The following is a 21,088-nucleotide window of genomic DNA, read 5'->3' as shown; positions in this document are numbered from 1 at the left end:
GCTCGATGGCGCAGGAAGGGGGGCGGGCCGCAAAGAGATGAGGGGACAACGTTGCTGACCCCAAAACGCAAAAAGGGCCCGAATGGGCCCTTTTTGCTGTGTCGGTTAGCGTTAGTGAACGCCGACCTGGATCTTCTGGAACAGGAACTCGTGGAGCGAGTCCGACATCAGCGGTACGTAAGAGACCAGCAGTAGCGCAGTCAGCATCACCGCGATTGGCAGCAGGAACTTCTCGTAGCGGCGGTAGAAGCTGCCACCCGGTACCTTGGCGGATTCCACTTCCTCGTCCCCGACCACTTGCCTTGTCAGCAGGTGGTTCAGTGCCACAGGGGGTGATAGATAACCCAGCTCAAAGGCCACCAGGGTGATCATCCAGAAGTGTAATGGCGCAATACCATTGTCAAAGGCAATTTGGGCAATGGTTGCGTTGACCAGAATTACCGCCCCGTAGGGGTCCATGATCATGCCGATAATCACCATGGTGACGACCAGCAGGGTCATGGCCAGCCAGATGCTCGGGAAGGTTTCAGGCAGCATTTCCATGACGCCGGAACGCTCGATGATGCCGCCGACACTGACCGACAGGGCCATCAACATCAGCAGGGCGCCAATATGGCCGGTAGTCTCGTTGGTCGCAAAGCGCAATGAGCTTTCCATCTTGTCGCCCACGCCAGGCTCTGGCTGATAATGCGGATCCATATCCGGGGTTTTCACCAGGTAGTGGATTACCAGGCAGGCGCCAAGGATGACATTACGCCAGAACAGTCCCCAGAACAGGCCTTCCAATTGCTCTGCAGAGGTGCCGGTGGGAATGGCGCCGCTGTTCAGTGCTTCATTGATGATCCACAGGTTGTAGCAGGAGTAGATCAGCAATGGCACCAGGACCACGGTGAACACATGCAGGGATTTCTGGCTCAGCTTTTCGTACGCCAGGATAGACAGCAGCATCACCGGCAGAATGATCGGTGCGTAGTTTTCGTTCAGTTCCGTATCCAGCAGGTCACGGAAGAGTACGACAACCGTCCCCATGATGATCACATAGGGCAGCAGCGGGATCAGTCGTTTCAGACTCTGGGGAACCGCTTCCGAGAACGGCGCAATACGTGCCGGGGCAGTACGGGCAAACTGGCTGTAAATGAAGAACAGGAGCAGTGACAGACCGAAGATTTTCAGGCCGGACGTGAAGAGTTCATCGGTGGTTACACTGTTGTTCAGAGCCGCGATGATAACCACCAGCAAACAGGGACGTAGCACCACACCCATGGAGCCGGACATGGCCGTGGCAGCCAGAGCCAGTTGCTTGCGGGCGCCGGCACGAACCAGTTCGTTATAAATGGTGGCACCCGCAGCGATAACGAAGATGCCGGAGGCGCCGGTGTAGGCTGTGGGCACAGCGGCAACCGCCAGAACAACGAAACACATCAGCTCTGGTGACATTTTCCAAGGACGCAACACGTCGAAGACCAGATGCGCCATCTTGGTCTGGCGCAGCAACATACCAATCCAGATATACAGCGCCAGGCTCAGGAACAGTGTAGACAGCTCCATCATCATGCCGAGATAGACGCTGATGCCGTGGTAGTAGCCCTGGCTGATGAACTGCGCACCGGCGGTAAGACACATGAAGCTGTACAGCGGGATGGTCAACATCGCCTTGCCCCAGGTGCCGCCTTCTTCAAGGTCTTTGGGTGGGCGAATCAGCTGGTAGAGAGCGGCCAGAGACAGCAGCAGAAAGCCTGCGATCCAGAACTGATGCAGATAGAAATGATTAACCTGAACCCCGTCGGCCATGGCGCTAATTTCTTCGCCACGGTACAGCCAGGCAGACATGAGTAGCATCACGTTGGCGGCAAGTTGCCCCACGCTGGAAACAAAGTGATCTTTTCGTGTGTGTGCCGGGCGCAGCGAAATATGATGACGACTCAATGTGGCGGTCGCGGCACAGATCATCACCAGCAGGCAAAGCAGCAGGCGTTTGTAGTTGCCCAGGGTGGTAACCACTTTGGCAACGCCACCTTCCAGGGTTCGGAAGGCAATCACACCGGGGGTGGCCTTCTCCTGAATAAGCTCGTACCGCTCCCACTTGCCGCGACAGTTCGCCCTGGACGATTCCAGTGACTTGCGCAGGGCTGTCTCGTCGACCTCTGTGCCGAAGATGCCCGCGAGGGGGTCGTCAGCCATTTGCTGTTTTTTCTGTTTGATGGCTTTTTCCAGTTCCTGATTCAGGTCTGGATCACGGTTACAGGTGGGTTGCTCCACCATGCCCGCGCCACGTAGCAGGAAATAGCCTTCCCAGGTGTTTTCGCCGATTTTCAGTAGCTGAGAGTGAATGACTTCGCCGGAAGCCAGAAAAATAGTCAGCAGAAGAAGAATCAGGGTGGGAAGGGAGGATAACCATTCCGCCACGGAACGGTTTGCAACAGTCAGAGAAGGTTTATCCATTGTGCACCCGGTTATTGTTATACCGCCGAAAAAGCCGAAGAGGTGAGGGTATCAGAGGACTCAACACCTTAACCTTCGCCTTTCTGGAGCAGCGTAAACGTATTGTTTACCTGATACCCGAAGAGCGGGTAACAGAAACGTTGGTCGTTAGGGAAAAACGGGGCCATCTGGCCCCGTTGGAACATACAGAACTGCTTATTCGACAGGGTTTACGCATTCTGCGCGGGACGCTTCATGCTTGCAGCGTACCTTGCGCAACAGGGACATCATGTCTTTGCTGTAAGTGCCGTCTTTGGTGAGGGCGATGCGCGCTTCACGCAGCATTTCGTCATAACGCAGCTTGTCGGCCTCAGGGATACGAATCCACCACTTCTTGTTCACTTCACTGTTGGCGTTTTCAATCACACGCATGGCGCGGTCAAACTGGCTCAGCATGTATTTACGTGATTGCGCTGCGAAGTCGGCGGGGAATTTGTCTTTCTTCAGAATGACCTGAGCGGTCAGCTGGCCAAGGACGTAATCGATGATACCGCCGTCCGGCTGCATGCCTTTATACAGTTCCAGAGCGGAGTAGGCTGCAATCGGTGCAAAGCAGATATCCACGGAGCCGTTGTTGAAGCGTCCGGAGAAGTTGGTGATATCTGACATTACCGGGGACATGCCCACGCGGGACGCCATATTCGCCTGTGCGGTATCGTATTCCAGTACCGCGATGGATTTGCCGGACAGTTCGCCGACGGTATCGATGGTGCGATCTTTCACGAACAGGTAGGCCGCGCCCATGGGGGCAACGCCACCCACTTCATAAGGGCCGGAAATCAGTTTTTCATTGATGGCCGGGTTGCCGCTGGCGAGCACGGTGATAACGGTGCGCATGGCGTCATAGCTGGGAATGGCGCCGATGGAGTCCATGCTGCCGGTGTAGCTGTTGAACTGGCGACCACGGATACCTGTCAGGACGGCGGCATCACACTGGCCGGCCTTCAGGTCTTCGGAGGCAATTTTTTCATCGGTGTAGGGCTTGAGCTCAAGATCGATGCCCCAACCCAGAGCGGCGGTCTTGTAGTCCTTCATGATGTTATAGATATCGCCGTTGGCACCGATAATGTCGAATACGCACATGGTGCGTTTCTCGGCGGCCTGGGCGGCAGGGGTGAACGTCAATGCCAGAGCGGCAGTGGCGGCTGCAGTTAACGCTTTAACGTAGCGCATGATTGTCTCCTGGTTACTTCTTACAACTTATTCAAAAGCGGCCCGAAGGCCGCAACAGGCTTATAGCAAATCGTCAATATTAACGGAGGGGCCGGATTGGGCCTGGTCATCCCAGAAGGTGCCAATGCCACCGATGGGGGTACGCTTACCGGTATTTTCAGTCCACTCGCGATCTGAGATGCCCTGAACGATGAAGCCGGCAATGGCATCCAGCATGGCGTAATCCGGGTTCAGGTTCTGGCCGTTGGCGGCGTAGTCGCGGATGGCCTTGCGCAGACGCTCGTCATTGCCTTTGCTGAACGCGCTCATGGCGTAGAGGGCGCTACCCAGACGGATACCGTTGTCGAAACCGGCCTTGGCTGAGGCTTCCAGTTCGGCCCACGCGTCGGCGTTTGGCGGAGCCAGCATCGGCAGCAGGTTCCAGACTGCAGCACGGGTGCCGCGGGGCACGCCCCACCACTTGTCGTTCTCCAGGCACTTCATGTTGCGCTCGACCTTGGCGGCGAGATCGCGGGGAACGCCCACCGCACCATCGGATGCGCCATCATTGAGCAGGGCTTGAACGCCGGAGATGTTGCCGACCATCCATACCAGCTCGTCGAAGTCGGTTTTCAGTTTCGGGCATTCGCCGTCTTTCATATCGCCGTAGGCTTCAACCATGTAGTTGTAAGCCTTGTACTGGCGATCAGCGGCAACAGCGGACCAGCGTTTCTGCTCGATGCGGGCATCCTGAGCTTCACTTACCCGTCCATCTTTCACTGAACGCATGTAGCGCAATTCAGCGTCGAGGGCGATTTGTTCGGCACAGGTGGCGGCGGTGGTGAATACCATGGCGCCAAGCTTGCTGGGGTCAGAGCCAACGCGCTCGAAAGACATCAGTAGCGGGGTTTGGGCTTCACCGGTGACACACGCCATGCGTACGTCGTCGTAGGTCATCATGTAGGGCAGCATTTCGGATCGACCGAAGCTGATGAGGACATCGCCGGTGGTTTTGTAGATGACGCCACAGCCTTGCAGAGCCAGGATGGCGCCCCCTACCAAGGCCAGACCGGAATGTCGTAGCATTTTTTTCATGGAAAGAGAACCCATTCGTTAGCTCCTTGTTATTGTTCTCACATAGCGCGGTCAAAGGTACGAAAGTCCGCCAATTGGCACAAGCGGCAATTACAAAAAAGCCTGCAAGCAATTACAAACAATAAATTTGCTATATCATGGATTGTGTTGATCAACCCATGGAATCTACAGGGAAAATACGATTTTATTATGAGTGACCACAGTGGCGTTAAAGACATGCGGGCCTGGCTGGCGGGCGAACGGAGTGGCCTTTCCCTGGCATTGAATACCGCCCGGGGCGGACTGCGTATTCTCGAAACGCTCGGCGTCCTGGGTCGCCAGGGGCTCGGTTGGGCTCTGGGGGATCGCCCGCCAGTGCCGGCTTTGCTGCGTACGACCTTCGAATCCCTGGGCACGACTTACATCAAGTTAGGGCAGTTTATTGCCAGCTCCCCATCGATTTTCCCTGAAGAGTATGTAGAAGAGTTTCAGCGCTGCCTGGACCGTACGCCCCCCCTACCTTTTCATTACATTCGCGAAACCATTGAATCCGAGCTGGGCGCCAGCCTTGAATCGCTCTATCAATTTGTGGATCCCAAACCATTGGCCAGTGCGTCAATTGCGCAGGTTCATGCAGCAAAGATGAAGAACGGCCAGGACGTGGTTATCAAGGTTCAGCGCCCGGGTGTGAAGAATGTGCTGCTGACAGACTTCAATTTTCTCTACTTTGCCGCACGGATTACTGAGCAGCTGGCGCCAGGGTTGTCCCGTTCGGCCATTTCCGGGGTTATTGAAGAATTGCAGGCCGGCATGTTGGAAGAGTGTGATTTCATCAAGGAAGCGAACAACCTGAAGGCGTTCAACGTGTTTTTGCGCGATACCGGGAATACCCAGGCGGTGGCGCCGGAGCCGATCATGTCGCATACCACAGGCAAGGTGTTGACCATGGAGCGCTTCTTCGGCGTGCCGCTGACGGATATGAATGTACTTAAAAAGTATACCGACGATCCGGCAGGCACCTTGATCTCCGCCCTTAACACCTGGTTCTCCAGCCTTATGTTGTGTGACTTCTTCCATGCGGATGTGCATGCCGGAAACCTGATGCTGCTGGAAGATGGTCGGGTAGGGTTTATCGATTTTGGTATCGTCGGGCGGATACGCCGTGAAGCCTGGGATGGCATGGCCACCTTTTTTGATGCTATTGGTCGCGGTGATGTGCGGCAGATGGCAGAAGCCATGGCCGTGATTGGCATGACCCGTGAAGAGGTGGATGTTGCGGCGCTGGCCCGGGACATTGAGGGGCTGCAAGGCTCGCTGGGCCAGGTGGACCCGTCTTCACTGGTGCAGGCGGACCGTAACGACAAGGAGGTGAATCGCCTGCTGATGGATATCGTCAAAATTGGTGAGAGCCACGGTATCCGTTTCCCGCGAGAGTTTGCCCTGTTGCTGAAACAGTTCCTCTACTTCGATCGTTACGTGCAGGTGCTGGCGCCGGAAATGGATATGTTCAGCGATAACCGGGTGGACATGTTCGGTGCCGTTGACGAAATGCCGGGTGGCTTTCTGCACTAATAGCAGCAAGCTACGACCTATGAGCCACAAAAAAACCGTACCTGCGAAGGTACGGTTTTTTTGTTTGGGCCTTGATGCGAGTGACGAGTTTCGAAAATCAAGAGATGGCGTTGTCAGCCTGGTGTTACTGCTTCCTGCTCTTCGAAACTCGAAACTCGAAACTCGAAACTCGAAACTCGAAACTCGAAACTCGAAACTCGAAACTCGAAACTCGAAACTCGTAGCTATCATTCCACCGGATTACTACACTCCGCCCGGCTGGCGTCCAGCTTGCAGCGGATCTTGCGTTGCAGGGTCAGCATGCTCGGGTCGTAATATCCCTTCTTGCGCAGTTGCAGGCGGGCCTCCTGCATCATGATTTCATATTCCTGTTTGTCTTCCTCGGGGATCTGGATCATCCAGCGCTCGGGGACCTTGGCCGCTTCGATTTCCAGGCGCTCCATGATCAGGTGATAACTGTTGTAGAACTCTTCGCGTACCAGCTGTGCCACCTCGTTGGGAAACTTGTCCTTGCGGCCGATCAATTGCATGGTGATTTGCGCCAGCGGGTAATCGATGATGCCGCCGTCTGGATCCATGCCTTTGTAGAGTTCCAGTACTTCGTAGGCGACCAGTGGCGCGGCCAGAACGTCCACTACACCGTTGTTGAATTTATTGGGTGCAGAAACAATATCGGATGCGACCGGTGTTGCCCCGATCTGCGAGACCATCTCCGCTTGCGTGGGGTCATAGTCGAGCACCGCAACACGCTTTCCTGCTGCATTGGCAAGAGTGTTGATGCTTCTGTCGTTAACGAAGACATACGCGCCGCCAGCCGGAGCCAGGCCGAGAATGACATATTCGCCGCTTACCATCTTGTCGGCGCTTTTCGGGCTGGCCAGGACCTGCAGAAGAATTTTCATGTGGGCCTTGGTGGGAAGTGCACCAATGGCATCGATGGTACCGGTGTATTTGTTGAACTGACGGCCGCGTAAGCCGGTAATCAATGCGGCATCACAAATGCCGGCCTTGAGGTCTTCGGCAACGACGCTTTCGCTGGTGTAGGGCTGCACATCCAGATCCACACCGTATTGCAGCAGGCGTGTACGCTGGTCTTCTGCCGCCTTGAAAATTGGTCCTGCACGGCCTGCGATATCCCAGATGCAGATACGTCGTTTGAGCGGTTCGCCCTGGCTGAAGCCCGCCGCTTTCTGCATGGCCTTGATGCGATCATCCAGGCTCCGGTTCTGGTCGAAGGCAATGGCGCGTAACTTTTCTGCCAGCGCGGGGGTTAACTCCACGCCGGGTGCAAAGCTCTCCAGTTCAGCTTGCTGGGCAGGCGTCAGATCAAGCCTGTCATCGCTGAGAGCAAAGGGGCTGCCAATTAGCAGGGAAAGCAGAAAAAGGTGACGAAGAAATCGCACGATAGCCTCCGTGGCCATTATTGTTTGTTGTTGGCATCACGATCTGGTGTTAGCCGTAATAGCGTTACAGCATTGTGGGCAGGTTAGAGGCGGTGCGTCGCTGGCTGATCAGCCCGCCTGCCCGGCGGTGCCGCCAATCGGGCTGATCAATCTTGCGTGGAATTCGGTGCGCGTTGGTTACTCTGCGCTTTGGCTGCATTCCGGCCGGTCGGCTTCAAGAGTGCAGCGTATCCTTTTCATAATGCTCAACATGGCCGGGTCATAATAGCCACTGCTACGCAGTTTGATGCGTGCGTCCCGCATCATGCTGTTGTAGTCGCGTTTCTCTTCATCCGGGAGAGGGATCCACCAATGTGAAGGGATGCGCCCGGCTTCTTTTTCCAGGGCCGTCTGCACGGACTGGAAACTGTCGGCGGCGACTTCGCGGATCAGACCGGCAAAGGCGGGCGGGAAACGATCCGTGTGTGCAATCAGTTGCGCGGTCAGTTGCACGATGGGGTAATCCACAATCCCGCCTGCGGGCTCCATCCCCTTGTAAAGCTCCAGGGCTTGATAGGCAATCAGCGGAGCAGGCAGCACATCGACACTGCCATTGTTGAACTGGCTGGGAGCCGTGGCCAGGGTGCTGGCAACGGGAGTAGCGCCAATTCGGGTCACCATTTTTGACTGGCCGGGATCAAAATCCAGAACCGCCACTTTTTTTCCCGCCACTTTGCCGAGGGAATTCAGGGCGCGATCATTGACGAAAAGGTACGCGGCTCCCGCAGGCGTGATGGCCAGTGTCTGAAATTTATTGCTGACCATGTTGTCGGCCAGTTGCGGGTGGGCCAGCGTGCGTAGCAGAAGGTTGACGTGTTCCAGTGTTGGCAGTGCGCCCAGTGCATCAATGCTGCCGGTAAAACGATTGAACTGACGGGCGCGAAATCCACTCATCAGGGCGGCATCGCAGTGGCCGTTTTTCAGCGAGGCAACCAGTACGCCTTCATTGGTGAATGCTTCCAGGCTGATATCAACATCATAACGGAGCAAATCCACGCGCAAATTGGTGGCGCCGTTATACACGGGTCCGGAACGACCGGATAAATCCCAGAGGCAGATATGCCTTTTCAGCTTTTCGTTTTCCGCAAGGCCCATGGATTGCCGTGCCTGCTTGAGCTGTGTTTGCTGCTTGTCGGTGAGCGTCAGCGCTGAACCATTGGCCGCAGCAACAAAAAGCAGTGCCATGCATAAGTATCGAAACGTCCCCATGACCGATCCTTTGTCATTAGATGAAACGCTTATAGCATGTTGCCGGGCGGCGAAGTTTTACCGCCTGTATGACAATTGTACGAAGCGCCCTGAAGGGCGCTGCGGGGCTGGAATTCTGTGTAAAGTTGGCCTGAGATGTTACTGGGTGATACTGCACTCGGAACGTGCTGCGTTGAACTTGCAGCGAATTTTTCGCTGCAATGTCAGCATATCGCCACTGTAATAGCCCTGGCCGCGAAGCGCGTCACGGGCGTCCTGCATCATGACTTCGTATTCCTGTTTGTCTTTTTCCGGGATGTTAATCATCCAGCGGTCAGGTACCCGTTTGGTTTCCTGTTCAATGCGGCTCATTACCATGGGGTAGGCTTCAAACGAGGCTTCACGAATCAGCTGCGCCACTTCATTGGGGAACTTGTCCAGCCTGCCGATTAGCTGCATGGAAAGTTGCGTTAGCGGGTAATCGACAATGCCACCATCGGGGCTCATGCCTTTATAAAGCTCCAGAATTTCGTAGGCAACGAGGGGGGCCGGGAGGATATCAATCTGACCGTTGTTGAATTTGTTCGGAGCGGAAACGATATCGGTGGTGACCGGGGTGGCACCGATGGCGGCCACCATTTCTGCCTGGGTCTGATCATAATCGAGCACGGCCACACGGTGGCCGGCGGCCTTCGCCAGTGAGCTGATGCTGCGGTCGTTAACAAAAATGTGGGCCGCACCGGCTGGGTAAATGCCCATTACCACGTAGTCACCTTGCACCATATGGCCGGCTTGTTTCGGATGAGAGAGCACCTGCAACAGGGTTTGCATATGCTGGTCGTCAGGCACGGCGCCAATGGCGTCCACGCTGCCGCTGTAAAGGTTGAACTGACGTGCCCGCAGGCCGCTCATTAATGCCGCATCACAGCGCCCAGCCTTGAACTCCTCCACCATCACGGTTTCGTTGGTATAGGGCACCATGTCCAGGTTGATGCCGTATTCCACGGCCAATGCCCGCTGCTCCATGGCGGCATTGAAAACCGGCCCATTGCGTCCGCCAATATCCCAAATGCAGATGGTGCGTTTAAGGGTGCTGCCGGCAGGCATTTGATCGAGACCAACCATCTGGCTGATGGCCTTGAGGCGACTGCGCACCGGCATGTCCCGGGTATAAAAGACGTCTTCGAGTTTTTCGATGGTGCTGTCGCTCAATGTCACGCCGGGCAGCAGGGTCTTGAGTTGGTCTTTCTGGGCCTGTGTCAGTGTGGCGGCACTGAGTGAAGAGCACAGCAGGCTGACAAGAAAGAAAAGCGTGATAGCGGTGCGCATGGCGGTCTCCCTGACGCGGCATTTTTTTTATGAACGTTATAAGTAGCATGCTGTTGCAGGATAAGGGAGGACTTTTGCGCAGGGGGTGGCCGCTTTACGGCAAGCAGCGGCGAAACGGTCAAGGGGGCAAGCTGGGGATACTGACGGGAAGGGGGGAAAGGAAAAGGAAAGGCAAAGCGAGTGGCGAGTTTCGAAAATCTTGATCTTCGCTCCTCGTCACTCGCTTCTCGCGACTTACTTGGGCTGCGCGTCGATGGACTCCCCGTTGACCTCGCGGCTGGCCGGGCCCAGCAGGTACAGGTAAGGAGCCATGATGTCCGCCGGGGTCTTCAGTGTCTGCGGGTCTTCGCCGGGATAGGCAAGGGCACGCATATCCGTGCGGGTGCCGCCGGGGTTGAGAGTGTTGACGCGAATATTGCTGGTATTTTCCAGTTCTTCGGCCAGCACCTGGGCCAGATTTTCGGTGGCCGCTTTGGAAACCGCATAGGCCCCCCAGAATGCCCGGCCCTTGCGGCCCACGCTGGAGGACGTGAACAGCAAGCGGGCATCGTCGCTGGCGCGCAGCAGAGGCAGCATGGCCTGGGTCAGGTAGAAAGCGCTGTTCACATTGGTCTGCATGACGGACTCCCAGGTGCCGGCACCATAGCGGTCCATGGGGGTGATATCACCGAGCATGGAAGCGTTGTGAAGGATGCCGTCCAGGCGGCCGAACTCCTTGTCGAACAGACCAGCCAGTTCCTGGAAATCTTCCGGGCGGGCGACCGTCAGGTTGACCGGTGCCAGGGCGGGTTCCGGCCCGCCAGCGGCCTTGATTTCATCGTAAACCGCTTCCAGTTTTTCCTGGGTACGCCCCAGCAGGATGACTGTGGCGCCATGGGCGGCCAGTGTGAGTGCGGCGGTGCGACCGATGCCGGCACCGGCGCCAGTGACAAGAATAATGCGGTCTTTGAATGTGTCTTGAGCGCATTGATAGTTGAGGGCGTTTTGCTGGATGTCGGTCATGGTGATTCCTGTGTTTCTTGTGCTGCAGGCGTGATGCCTGACGCCGAATGCTTTAATCGTAGGGCGGAAATCCGCGCGAGTCACATGTGTGGCACATAAGCCTGGCCGTTGTGACGTTGGCTGATGGCGGGGGCGAATAATTTGCCTACTTCCGCCCTACGGTTAGTGTGCTTTTTGCTCGTAGAGTTTCTGCAAAAGTGGCAACAGTTCGCTGCCTTGTTCCAGATAATAGTTGGCTTGCCAGCCGCGCGGATCGTCGTCCGCGTCGATGTAGCCGAAGGCGGCCACGGCGGTTTCCATACCCGCGTTCTGGCCGGCCTGAATGTCCCGCAGGTGGTCGCCGACGTACAGGCAGTTGGCCGGGCTGACGTTGTCATTCTGGGCCGCGATCAGCAGGCCTTCCGGATCCGGCTTGCGCTGCTTCACGTGGTCCGGACAGATGACGGGGCCCACCCGTTGGTGGAGGTTGAGCCCTTCCAGTACCGGGCCGGTAAAGCGGGCGGGTTTGTTGGTGACGATACCCCAGGGCAGCTGTTGGGCGTCGAGCCAGTCGAGTACTTCGGCCAGGCCGGGAAACAACACGGTATCCACGGCCAGGTGTTGCTCGTAGACATTGAGCAGTTCGTCCAGCAGAGGCGCAAAGCTGGCATCGTCCGGCCCGACGCCGAAGCCCAGCTCGGTGAGTGCGCGGGCGCCGTTGGAGACGTTGGCGCGTACGGCAGAGTAGCTCACTGTCGGGCGGCCATGCTTTTCAAGCAGGCCATTGAGTACCGTATAAAAATCCGGAGCGGTATCGATCAGGGTACCGTCCAGATCGAAATAAACGGCTTCAAGGCGTTCCATCATTGGCTTGACGCCTGATGCTTGACGCCAGAAGGCGAGGTGGATTCGTCAGGCGTCTTGCGTTCGGCGTTTGGCGTTTTTACTGCGTGCATCAGATAGTTCACGGATACATCCCGGTTCAGCTTGTACACCTGCGTTAGCGGGTTGTAGACCATGCCGGCGGTGTCTTTGACTTCCAGCCCGGCATCGCGGGCCCAGCCGGCCAATTCCGACGGTTTGATCAGTTTGGCGTATTCGTGGGTGCCACGGGGCAGCAGGCGCAGCACATATTCCGCCCCGACAATGGCAAACATGAAAGCCTTGGGGTTGCGATTGATGGTGCTGAAGAACACCTGCCCGCCGGGTTTGACCAGGGTGGCGCAGGCGCGGATGACCGAGGAGGGGTCCGGCACGTGTTCCAGCATTTCCAGACAGGTCACCACGTCATATTGACCAGCGCGCTGTTCGGCGATCTGTTCTGCCGGGGTTTGCAGGTATTCCACGGCCACGCCGGCCTGTTCCGCATGAATACGGGCCACAGCCAGTGGCGCTTCGCCCATGTCGATGCCGGTCACCTCGGCGCCACGGCGGGCCATGCCTTCGGAAAGCAGGCCGCCACCACAGCCGATGTCGATGACCTTCTTGCCCGGCAGGCTGACGCGTTCGTCGATATAGTTCAGGCGCAGGGGGTTGATGTCGTGGAGCGGGCGGAACTGGGAATTCGGGTCCCACCATTGCTCGGCCAGGGCGTTGAACTTGGCGATTTCACCCGCGTCTACGTTCTGCTTGGAGGAGTGAGTCTGGGCTTGTTGTTCAGTCACGGTCGGCTCCGGCAATTTTTTCCTGCCACTGCTGGGCATTGTTGAGGATCAGGGCTTCATTGAGGGTGGTCAGCTGACGGTTGTCCATCAGGCAGCGCCCGCCGACCCAGGTATGGGTGATCTGGTCGCGGGTGGCGGCGTAAATCAGCTGGGCCACCGGGTCATAGACCGGCTGGGTTTCCAGTCGGTTCAGATCCACGGCCACCATGTCGGCCTGTTTGCCGATTTCCAGTGAGCCGATCTCGTCGTCGCGGCCCAGTGCCTTGGCGCCATTCAGGGTGGCCATTCTCAGTGTTTCCATGGCGGGCTGGGCATCAGCCTGCAGGCTCGCGCCCTTGGTCAGGAAGGCCGCGGTGCGGGCCTCGCCGAGCATGTCCAGGTCGTTATTGCTGGCGGCGCCGTCGGTGCCCAAGGCCACGTTGATGTTGGCCTTGCGCAGTTTTTCCACGGGAGCAAAGCCGCTGGCCAGCTTCAGGTTGGATTCCGGGCAGTGCACCACGTGGGTGCCGGTCTCGGCCACCAGCGCGATCTCGTCGTCGGTGAGCTGGGTCATGTGCACGGCCAGCAGGCGTGGCGACAGCAGGCCGAGGTTGTGCAAGCGGGTGAGCGGGCGCTCGCCGGTGTTGCCCACGGCCATCTGGATCTCGCCGGCGGTTTCATGCACATGCATCATTACGGGCACATCCAGCTCTTCGGCCAGGGTGATCACTTTCTGTAGCGGTGCATCGGACACGGTGTACGGTGCGTGGGGGCCGAATCCGATCTGGATACGCGGCTCATGCTGCCATTCGTCCATGGCGTCCGTGGCCAGGCGCAGGTAATCCTCCGGCCCGGAGCCCATGGGGGTGGGGAAGTCCAGCAGCGGGCAGAACAGGCTGGCGCGCAGGCCGGCTTCCACGGTGGCGCGGGCTGCCTGGGCGGGAAAGAAATACATGTCGGCAAAGCAGGTAGTGCCGGAGCGGATCATTTCCGCCGCCGCCAACCGGGTGCCGTCGTACACAAAGCTCTCGCTGATAAAGCGCCCTTCGGCGGGCCAGATATGCTTTTCCAGCCAGGTCATCAGGGGCAAATCGTCGGCGATGCCGCGTAGCAGGTTCATGGCTGCGTGGGTGTGCGCATTGACCAGGCCGGGGATCAGCAGGTGATCCCCCAGATGCTGTTGGTCCTCGCTCTGCCACTTTTCGTTGGCCAGGGCGCTGGGCAGCAAGTCGGCAATACGGCCGTCCTTGACCACCAGGGCATGGTTTTCCAGTACCGTGCCCTGCGGGTCGACGGGGGCAATCCAGCGGGCGTGGACGATCAGGTCGGCCTGATTGTCGCTCATGCATAACTCCTTGATCGAACAGGGGGCTGTGGCCCCGAATTATGCGCCGCAGTATAGCCTGTCACGGCGCGTTTTGCCTTTGCTCTATGGTGAGAAAGTGCTCTCGCACTGGCGAAGAAAAGCCATCTTGCGAGGATCGACGCGAGTATGGCGCCGATACCGTCCAGCTGTGCTATCATCCGGGGCTTTTCCGGGCTTTATGAGCCGGAATTCGCGACGGTAGTGGAGCCGGGTAGGGCGTCTGCCCCCTGAAATTCCACTGCCTATAAGAACAGACTGCACGGGCGGCCATGGGCATCCCGTGAAATCGGCCCCGAAAATGGGCCGGCTTGGGGAAGCCGCAGGGGCTTTCCCAACACCTTGTGGATAGTAAGGATCGCTATGACGGATCTCGCCAGAGAAGTTACCCCGGTCAACATCGAAGACGAACTCAAGCAGTCATACCTGGATTACGCCATGAGCGTAATCGTCGGGCGGGCGTTGCCCGACGTGCGCGATGGCCTCAAGCCGGTGCACCGCCGTGTGCTGTTTGCCATGCACGAGCTGAGCAACGACTGGAACAAGGCCTACAAGAAATCGGCCCGTGTGGTCGGTGACGTGATTGGTAAATACCACCCCCACGGTGATTCCGCGGTATATGACACCATCGTGCGGATGGCGCAGCCTTTTTCCCTGCGCTACATGCTGGTGGATGGTCAGGGTAACTTTGGTTCCATCGATGGGGACTCCGCCGCTGCCATGCGTTACACCGAAGTGCGCATGGCCAAGATTGCCCACGAGCTGCTGGCGGATCTGGACAAGGAAACCGTGGATTTCGTCGATAACTACGACGGCACGGAAAAGATTCCCGATGTGATGCCCACCCGGGTGCCCAACCTGTTGGTGAACGGCTCTTCCGGTATCGCCGTGGGCATGGCCACCAATATCCCGCCGCATAACCTGGGTGAGGTCGTGGACGGCTGTCTGGCGCTGATCGACGACGACAGCCTGACCCCGGACGACCTGATGGAATACATCAAGGGCCCGGATTTCCCCACCGCCGGCATCATCAATGGCCGCGCCGGTATCGTGCAGGCCTACCGTACTGGCCGTGGCCGTGTGTACATGCGCGCCCGCGCCGAAATCGAAGCCACCGACAAGAGCGGTAAAGAAGCCATCATCGTCACCGAGATCCCGTATCAGGTGAACAAGGCGCGGTTGATCGAAAAGATCGCCGAGTTGGTGAAAGACAAGAAAATCGAAGGCATCACCGAGCTGCGCGACGAATCGGATAAAGAAGGGATGCGCGTGGTGATTGAGCTGCGCCGTGGCGAAAATGCCGAGGTGGTGCTCAATAATCTGTACCAGCAGACCCAGATGGAATCGGTGTTCGGTATCAATACCGTGGCACTGGTAGACGGTCAGCCGAAGATCCTCAACCTGCGCGAGCTGCTGGATGCCTTTATCCGCCACCGCCGGGAAGTGGTGACACGCCGCACCGTGTTCGAACTGCGCAAGGCCCGTGAAAAAGCCCACCTGCTGGAAGGCCTGGCGGTTGCCCTGAGCAACATCGATCCGGTTATCGAGCTGATCAAAGCCTCCCCCAGTGGCGCCGAAGCGAAGGCCAAGCTGTTGGACAAGGGCTGGAAGCCCGGCGATGTACTGCAGATGCTGGAGCGTGCCGGTGGTGAAAACGCGGCTCGCCCGGATGGCCTGGATGAACAATATGGCCTGGTGGATGGCCTTTATCACCTGAGTCCGGAACAGGCCCAGGCGATTCTGGACCTGCGTTTGCAGAAGCTGACCGGCCTGGAACGCGAAAAGCTGATCAATGACTATCAGGAACTGTTGGAGCAGATCGCTGAATTGCTGAAGATCCTCGGTAACCCCGAGCGCCTGATGGAAGTGATTCGCGAAGAACTGCAGGCGGTACGTGAAGAATACGCCGACGAGCGTCGTTCCGAGATCGTAGCGTCCCGTCAGGACTTCAGCATGGAAGACCTGATCGCCGAAGAAACCGTGGTGGTGACCCTGTCCAACGGTGGTTACGCCAAGATGCAGCCCATCGACACCTATCGCGCCCAGAAGCGTGGTGGTCGCGGCAAGTCGGCCGGGCAGCTGAAAGACGAAGATTATGTGGAACACCTGCTGGTAGCTGGCACCCACGACACCCTGCTGCTGTTTACCGATGCGGGCAAGGTGTTCTGGCTGCGTACCTTTGAGCTGCCCCAGGGTGGCCGGGCATCGCGCGGCAAACCGATTGTCAATTTGTTGCCGGCACTGGGCAATGAGGAGCGCATTACTGCCATTCTGCGTCTGGATGCGGAAATGGTGCGCCAGCAGAAAGCCGGTGGCGAAGAAGAAGAGATTGTTGATGCGGATGACGTGATCGACGCGGTTGACGATGAAGCCGATAGTGAAGTGGAAGGCGACGTGGAAACGGTGGCCGAAACGGTCCCCGGGCCCTTTATCTTCATGGCCACCTCCAGCGGTATCGTCAAGCGGACCGCCCTGGCCAACTTCGCCCGTCCGCGCAGCTCCGGTCTGATCGCAGTCAAGTTGCAGGAAGGCGAGCATCTGGTGAATGTGGCGATTACCCAGGGCCACGAAGACATCATGCTGGTGGCGCGCAACGGCAAGGCTGTGCGTTTCCATCAGTCCAAGGTGCGTGTGATGAGCCGTCTGGCCCGTGGTGTCCGTGGCATCAAGCTGGCCGAGGGCGTAGATCTGATTTCCCTGATCGTGCCGGAAGAGAATGGCCAGATCCTCACCGCCTCCGAACACGGTTACGGCAAGCGTACTCCGCTCACCGATTACCCCACCAAGGGGCGTGGTGGCCAGGGCGTGATTGCCATGGTGATCAACGAACGAAATGGTGAGCTGGTCGGAGCCACCCAGGTGTTCGGCGAAGAAGACATCATGCTGATTTCCAACCAGGGCACCCTGGTGCGTACCGGTGTAAATCAGGTGAGCACGTCTGGCCGTAACACCCAGGGTGTTCGCTTGATCCGCCTGGCCGATGGCGAAGCCCTGTGTGGCCTGGCCACCATCCCCGAGCTGGAAGGTGTCGAGGAAGAGGAAGGTGAAGACGGCGAGGTGATCGAAGGGGAAGCGTCCCCGCAAGCACCGGAATCCGACGCCAGCGACGACGCTGAGGAATACCCTGTAGGAGCGTCGCTCGCGGCGCGATTTACTTGCGATCAAGAATGATCGCGCCGCGAGCGACACTCCTACAGCGGCTTCGCATGAACTTTTGAGCAACAACCCGAGCCCGGTGTTACCGGGCTTCTTTGATTAACCGGTTTCGAAACACGGAGAAAATGCATGTCCCGCGCCTATAACTTCTGCGCAGGCCCGGCGGCGTTGCCGCAGGCGGTACTCGAACAGGCCCAGCAAGAAATGCTGGATTATCGGGGGCTGGGTCTTTCCATCATGGAAATGAGCCACCGCGATAACGTCTTTGTGGAGATTGCCGAGCAGGCCGAGAAAGACCTGCGTGACCTGATGGGCATCAGCGATGATTATGCGGTGTTGTTTCTGCAGGGGGGGGCATCCAGCCAGTTCGCCATGGTACCCATGAACCTGTTGGGTGAAGGGCAAACGGCGGATTACATCAACACCGGGCAGTGGTCCAAAAAAGCCATCAAGGAAGCGGGTCGTTACGGCAAGATCAATGTGGCGGCCAGCAGTGAAGACACCAACTTCAGTACCGTGCCGCCGCAGGACAGCTGGAACCTGTCTGATAACCCGGCCTATGTGCATTACTGCCCCAATGAGACCATCGGTGGTCTGGAATACAGCTTTGTGCCGGCGGTGGGCGACACCCCGCTGGTGGCGGACATGAGCTCTACCATCCTGTCCCGGCCAGTGGATGTGAACCAGTACGGGCTGATTTATGCCGGTGCCCAGAAGAATATCGGCCCGGCTGGCCTGACTCTGGTCATCGTTCGCAAGGACCTGCTCGGCAAAGCCTCAAGCAGCGTTCCAGCCATGCTCAATTACCAGATCCATGCTGACAACGGCAGCATGTACAACACTCCGCCCACCTATGCCTGGTACCTGTCCGGCCTGGTGTTCTCCTGGCTGAAAAAGCAGGGCGGCGTGGGCAACATGGGTGAAATAAACCAGCGCAAGGCGGAAAAGCTGTATGGTTTTATTGATAACAGCGGCCTGTACAGCAACCCGGTAGAGGTGATCAGCCGCAGCCGCATGAATGTGCCTTTTGTGCTGGCTGATGACCGTCTCGACAAGCCGTTCCTGGATCAGGCTCAGGCCGCTGGCCTGTTGAATCTCAAAGGTCACCGCAGCGTGGGCGGTATGCGCGCCAGTATTTATAACGCGGTGCCGGAAGCGGCAGTGGATGCGCTGATTGCCTTTATGGCAGAGTTTGAGAAAAGAAACGCCTAGACGCCTCACGCACCATGCACCACGCCATGTTTGGCAGGGTTGCAGTAACGGGAAGCGCAGTGAATTGTTTGAAAAGGTGGGTAGGACAATGAATTTGAACGGTTGGCGCCAGATCGTAACCAACGCTCCCACGCTTGTTCGCGTGTTGCGTGAAGCGTGCAGCGTGCTTGCGAGGGCAATATGACCGATTCCCTGGACAACTTGCGTCACCAGATCGATGAGCTGGATCAGCAACTTCAGAATCTGCTTAACGAACGTGCGACCCTGGCCCATAAAGTGGCCGAAGTAAAAACGGCCACCGACCCCAACCCGGTTTTCTACCGGCCTGAGCGTGAAGCCCAGGTGCTGCGTCGGGTCAAAGAGCGTAACCAGGGGCCGCTGGATGGCGAGACCATGGCGCGCTTTTTCCGTGAGGTCATGAGCGCCTGCCTGGCACTGGAGCAGCGCATGAAGGTGGCGTTTCTGGGGCCGGAAGGCACCTTTACCCAGCAGGCTGCTCTCAAGCATTTTGGCCATGCGGTGGAAAGCCTGCCGCTGGGTGCCATCGATGAAGTGTTCCGCGAAGTGGAATCCGGTGCCGCCAACTACGGTGTGGTGCCAGTAGAAAACTCCACTGAAGGGGTGGTGAATCACACCCTGGACACCTTCATGACCTCCAGTCTGAAAATCTGTGGGGAAGTGGAGCTGCGCATTCACCATCACCTGCTGGCCGGTGAGCATACCCGCCAGGACAAGGTGACCCGGGTGTATTCCCATCAGCAGACGCTGGCCCAGTGTCGCCAGTGGCTGGACGCCCACATGCCCGGCGTGGAGCGTATCGCGGTCAGCTCTAACGCCGAGGCTGCGCGTCGCTTAAAGGATGAGTGGAATGCTCTGGCGATTGCCGGAGAAATGGCGGAAGAGTTGTATGGCCTCACAGCGGTGCAGCGCAATATTGAAGATCGCCCGGATAACACCACCCGATTCATCATTATTGGGCGCCAAGACACGCCGGCCTCCGGCTGTGACAAAACCAGCCTGATGATTAGCGGCAAAAACCGCCCGGGGCTGTTGTATGAAGTGTTGTCACCTTTCCGGGAAGAAGGCATTAACCTGACCCGACTGGAATCCCGCCCCTCGCGCACCGCCAACTGGAGCTATGTGTTCTTCGTGGACTGCGAAGGCCACAAGGAAGACGCGACCTTGCAAGCGGTGCTGGACAAGCTGGAAGCGGCAGGCAACACCATCAAGCTGTTGGGTTCCTACCCGAAAGCGGTGCTTTAGAACGCTCGAAGCCTGATGCAGGATGCCTGACGCTGGAAGACATCCTTCGTCAGGCGTTGGGCGTCCGGCATCAGGCCTGAAATTGCGGAGCGAATATGGACTACATCAAACTCGCCAACAACGGTATCCAGCAGCTCAAGCCCTACGAGCCGGGCAAGCCCATCGAGGAGCTGGAGCGTGAGCTGGGCGTCACCGATATCGTCAAACTGGCCAGTAACGAGAATCCGCTGGGCGCCAGCCACAAGGCTCTTCATGCCCTCAAGCATCTTCACGAGCTGCATTTGTATCCGGATGGCGCCACGTTTTCCCTGAAAGCGGCCTTGTCGGAAAAACTGGGTGTGCAGAGCACGCAGCTGACGCTGGGTAACGGTTCCAACGATGTGCTGGATCTGGTTGCCCGGGCCTACCTGCAGGAAGGCGACGAAGCGATTTTCTCCGAATACGCTTTTGCGGTGTACCCGATTGTGACCCTGGCTTGTAACGCCACGCCGGTGCAGGTGCCGTCCAATTTGTTCGGCCACGATTTGGCGGCCATGGCCGAGGCCGTCACCGACCGCACCCGGGTGATTTTTGTTGCCAACCCGAACAACCCCACCGGCACCTGGTTTAATGCCCATGCGCTGGATGAATTCCTGTCACGGATTCCCGAGCGGGTGGTTGTGGTGCTGGATGAGGCCTACGTGGAGTATGTGGAAGAAAGCCACTATCCGAATGGTATTGAGCGGTTGGGCAAGTACCCGAACCTGATCGTGACCCGCACTTTCTCCAAGATCTATGGTCTCGCCGGGCTGCGGGTAGGGTATGGCATCTCCAGCCCGCAGATCGCCGATGTGCTGAATCGCGTGCGCCAGCCGTTCAATGTGAATACACCGGCCCAGGTGGCGGCGGAAGCGGCCCTGCAGGATGACGATCACATCGAGAACTCCCGCAGTGAGAACACCTCGGGTCTGGTGCAGATCGCCGAAGGCCTGCAGACGTTGAATCTTGAGCAGATCCCTTCCGTAGCCAATTTCATTGCCTTCGATTGTGGCCGTGACGCCATGCCAGTCTACGAAGGGCTCTTGAGGCAGGGAGTGATCGTGCGCCCGCTGGGTGGCTACGGTATGCCCAATCACCTGCGCGTCACCGTGGGCACCAGCCGCGAAAATGAACGCTTTCTGGATGCGCTCAAGCATGTGTTGAAGGAAATGGCGAATGGGTAACGTCAAGCCGTTGGTGTCTCCCCCTGTAGG

At 57.9% G+C, this 21,088-nt stretch carries 15 protein-coding genes; 5 read left to right on the top strand and 10 right to left on the bottom strand.

The annotated features are described in order from the left end of the window. Positions 1-111: 111 nt before the first annotated feature. From ADG881_RS04645 to ADG881_RS04635, 3 genes are all read right to left on the bottom strand, one after another. Complete coding sequence (locus ADG881_RS04645; RefSeq protein ID WP_007149458.1) at positions 112-2,442, bottom strand: TRAP transporter large permease subunit; 2,331 nt, start codon at positions 2,440-2,442, stop codon at positions 112-114. 195 nt (positions 2,443-2,637) lie between these two features. Next, positions 2,638-3,654, bottom strand: a complete 1,017-nt coding sequence (locus ADG881_RS04640; RefSeq protein ID WP_007149028.1) for a putative solute-binding protein — start codon at positions 3,652-3,654, stop codon at positions 2,638-2,640. A gap of 60 nt (positions 3,655-3,714) precedes the next feature. Beyond that, complete coding sequence (locus ADG881_RS04635) at positions 3,715-4,743, bottom strand: hypothetical protein (RefSeq protein ID WP_007151554.1); 1,029 nt, start codon at positions 4,741-4,743, stop codon at positions 3,715-3,717. Positions 4,744-4,917: 174 nt separating this feature from the next. Between ADG881_RS04635 and ADG881_RS04630 the strand changes: the two genes are divergently transcribed. Continuing rightward, positions 4,918-6,279 (top strand): AarF/ABC1/UbiB kinase family protein, encoded by a 1,362-nt coding sequence (locus ADG881_RS04630; protein ID WP_196220416.1) that lies wholly within the window; start codon positions 4,918-4,920, stop codon positions 6,277-6,279. A gap of 227 nt (positions 6,280-6,506) precedes the next feature. On the opposite strand, the gene ADG881_RS04625 is transcribed toward ADG881_RS04630, so the two are convergent. From ADG881_RS04625 to ADG881_RS04595, 7 genes are all read right to left on the bottom strand, one after another. Next, positions 6,507-7,700 (bottom strand): putative solute-binding protein, encoded by a 1,194-nt coding sequence (locus ADG881_RS04625; protein WP_007151242.1) that lies wholly within the window; start codon positions 7,698-7,700, stop codon positions 6,507-6,509. Between the two features lie 159 nt (positions 7,701-7,859). Beyond that, entirely contained in the window at positions 7,860-8,930 is a 1,071-nt protein-coding gene (locus tag ADG881_RS04620; RefSeq protein WP_039926128.1) for a putative solute-binding protein, read from the bottom strand. 138 nt (positions 8,931-9,068) lie between these two features. Then, the gene (locus tag ADG881_RS04615; protein ID WP_007149124.1) at positions 9,069-10,238 is read right to left on the bottom strand and encodes a putative solute-binding protein; all 1,170 of its coding nucleotides are present in this window, start codon (positions 10,236-10,238) and stop codon (positions 9,069-9,071) included. Positions 10,239-10,472: 234 nt separating this feature from the next. Next, a complete protein-coding gene (locus ADG881_RS04610; RefSeq protein ID WP_007151550.1) occupies positions 10,473-11,240 on the bottom strand; it encodes a YciK family oxidoreductase in 768 nt (255 codons plus the stop codon). Between the two features lie 162 nt (positions 11,241-11,402). Next, complete coding sequence (locus ADG881_RS04605) at positions 11,403-12,086, bottom strand: HAD-IA family hydrolase (protein ID WP_007149859.1); 684 nt, start codon at positions 12,084-12,086, stop codon at positions 11,403-11,405. After that, positions 12,083-12,883, bottom strand: coding sequence for a bifunctional 2-polyprenyl-6-hydroxyphenol methylase/3-demethylubiquinol 3-O-methyltransferase UbiG (gene ubiG, locus ADG881_RS04600; RefSeq protein ID WP_007149818.1), 801 nt, complete (start codon positions 12,881-12,883; stop codon positions 12,083-12,085). Before ubiG ends, ADG881_RS04605 begins: the two co-directional genes overlap by 4 nt. Beyond that, positions 12,876-14,207, bottom strand: a complete 1,332-nt coding sequence (locus ADG881_RS04595; RefSeq protein WP_007151186.1) for a TRZ/ATZ family hydrolase — start codon at positions 14,205-14,207, stop codon at positions 12,876-12,878. Before ADG881_RS04595 ends, ubiG begins: the two co-directional genes overlap by 8 nt. A gap of 381 nt (positions 14,208-14,588) precedes the next feature. Between ADG881_RS04595 and gyrA the strand changes: the two genes are divergently transcribed. The 4 genes from gyrA (at position 14,589) to hisC (ending at position 21,058) form a co-directional block, all read left to right on the top strand. Then, entirely contained in the window at positions 14,589-17,396 is a 2,808-nt protein-coding gene (gene gyrA, locus ADG881_RS04590; RefSeq protein WP_007148926.1) for a DNA gyrase subunit A, read from the top strand. Between the two features lie 114 nt (positions 17,397-17,510). Further along, positions 17,511-18,593 (top strand): 3-phosphoserine/phosphohydroxythreonine transaminase, encoded by a 1,083-nt coding sequence (gene serC / locus ADG881_RS04585; RefSeq protein WP_007151071.1) that lies wholly within the window; start codon positions 17,511-17,513, stop codon positions 18,591-18,593. Positions 18,594-18,773: 180 nt separating this feature from the next. Next, positions 18,774-19,856, top strand: coding sequence for a prephenate dehydratase (gene pheA / locus ADG881_RS04580; RefSeq protein ID WP_007150027.1), 1,083 nt, complete (start codon positions 18,774-18,776; stop codon positions 19,854-19,856). Positions 19,857-19,951: 95 nt separating this feature from the next. Further along, a complete protein-coding gene (gene hisC / locus ADG881_RS04575; RefSeq protein WP_007148619.1) occupies positions 19,952-21,058 on the top strand; it encodes a histidinol-phosphate transaminase in 1,107 nt (368 codons plus the stop codon). Positions 21,059-21,088 lie beyond the last annotated feature (30 nt).

Origin of the sequence: Alcanivorax sp. DG881, from assembly GCF_000155615.1 — a bacterium.
In the GTDB taxonomy this organism is placed as follows: domain Bacteria; phylum Pseudomonadota; class Gammaproteobacteria; order Pseudomonadales; family Alcanivoracaceae; genus Alcanivorax.
Note: the sequence above shows the minus strand (reverse complement) of the source record. Positions and strands in the feature narration are given on the sequence as shown.

Coding starts and splice junctions, on each gene's coding strand:
- serC (WP_007151071.1), top strand. CDS start 17,511: ATGTCCCGCGCCTATAACTTCTGCGCAGGCCCGGCGGCGTTGCCGCAG.
- ADG881_RS04635 (WP_007151554.1), bottom strand. CDS start 4,743: ATGGGTTCTCTTTCCATGAAAAAAATGCTACGACATTCCGGTCTGGCC.
- ADG881_RS04605 (WP_007149859.1), bottom strand. CDS start 12,086: ATGATGGAACGCCTTGAAGCCGTTTATTTCGATCTGGACGGTACCCTG.
- gyrA (WP_007148926.1), top strand. CDS start 14,589: ATGACGGATCTCGCCAGAGAAGTTACCCCGGTCAACATCGAAGACGAA.
- ADG881_RS04625 (WP_007151242.1), bottom strand. CDS start 7,700: ATGGCCACGGAGGCTATCGTGCGATTTCTTCGTCACCTTTTTCTGCTT.
- ADG881_RS04640 (WP_007149028.1), bottom strand. CDS start 3,654: ATGCGCTACGTTAAAGCGTTAACTGCAGCCGCCACTGCCGCTCTGGCA.
- ADG881_RS04630 (WP_196220416.1), top strand. CDS start 4,918: ATGAGTGACCACAGTGGCGTTAAAGACATGCGGGCCTGGCTGGCGGGC.
- ADG881_RS04645 (WP_007149458.1), bottom strand. CDS start 2,442: ATGGATAAACCTTCTCTGACTGTTGCAAACCGTTCCGTGGCGGAATGG.
- ADG881_RS04610 (WP_007151550.1), bottom strand. CDS start 11,240: ATGACCGACATCCAGCAAAACGCCCTCAACTATCAATGCGCTCAAGAC.
- ADG881_RS04595 (WP_007151186.1), bottom strand. CDS start 14,207: ATGAGCGACAATCAGGCCGACCTGATCGTCCACGCCCGCTGGATTGCC.
- hisC (WP_007148619.1), top strand. CDS start 19,952: ATGGACTACATCAAACTCGCCAACAACGGTATCCAGCAGCTCAAGCCC.
- ADG881_RS04615 (WP_007149124.1), bottom strand. CDS start 10,238: ATGCGCACCGCTATCACGCTTTTCTTTCTTGTCAGCCTGCTGTGCTCT.
- ADG881_RS04620 (WP_039926128.1), bottom strand. CDS start 8,930: ATGGGGACGTTTCGATACTTATGCATGGCACTGCTTTTTGTTGCTGCG.
- pheA (WP_007150027.1), top strand. CDS start 18,774: ATGACCGATTCCCTGGACAACTTGCGTCACCAGATCGATGAGCTGGAT.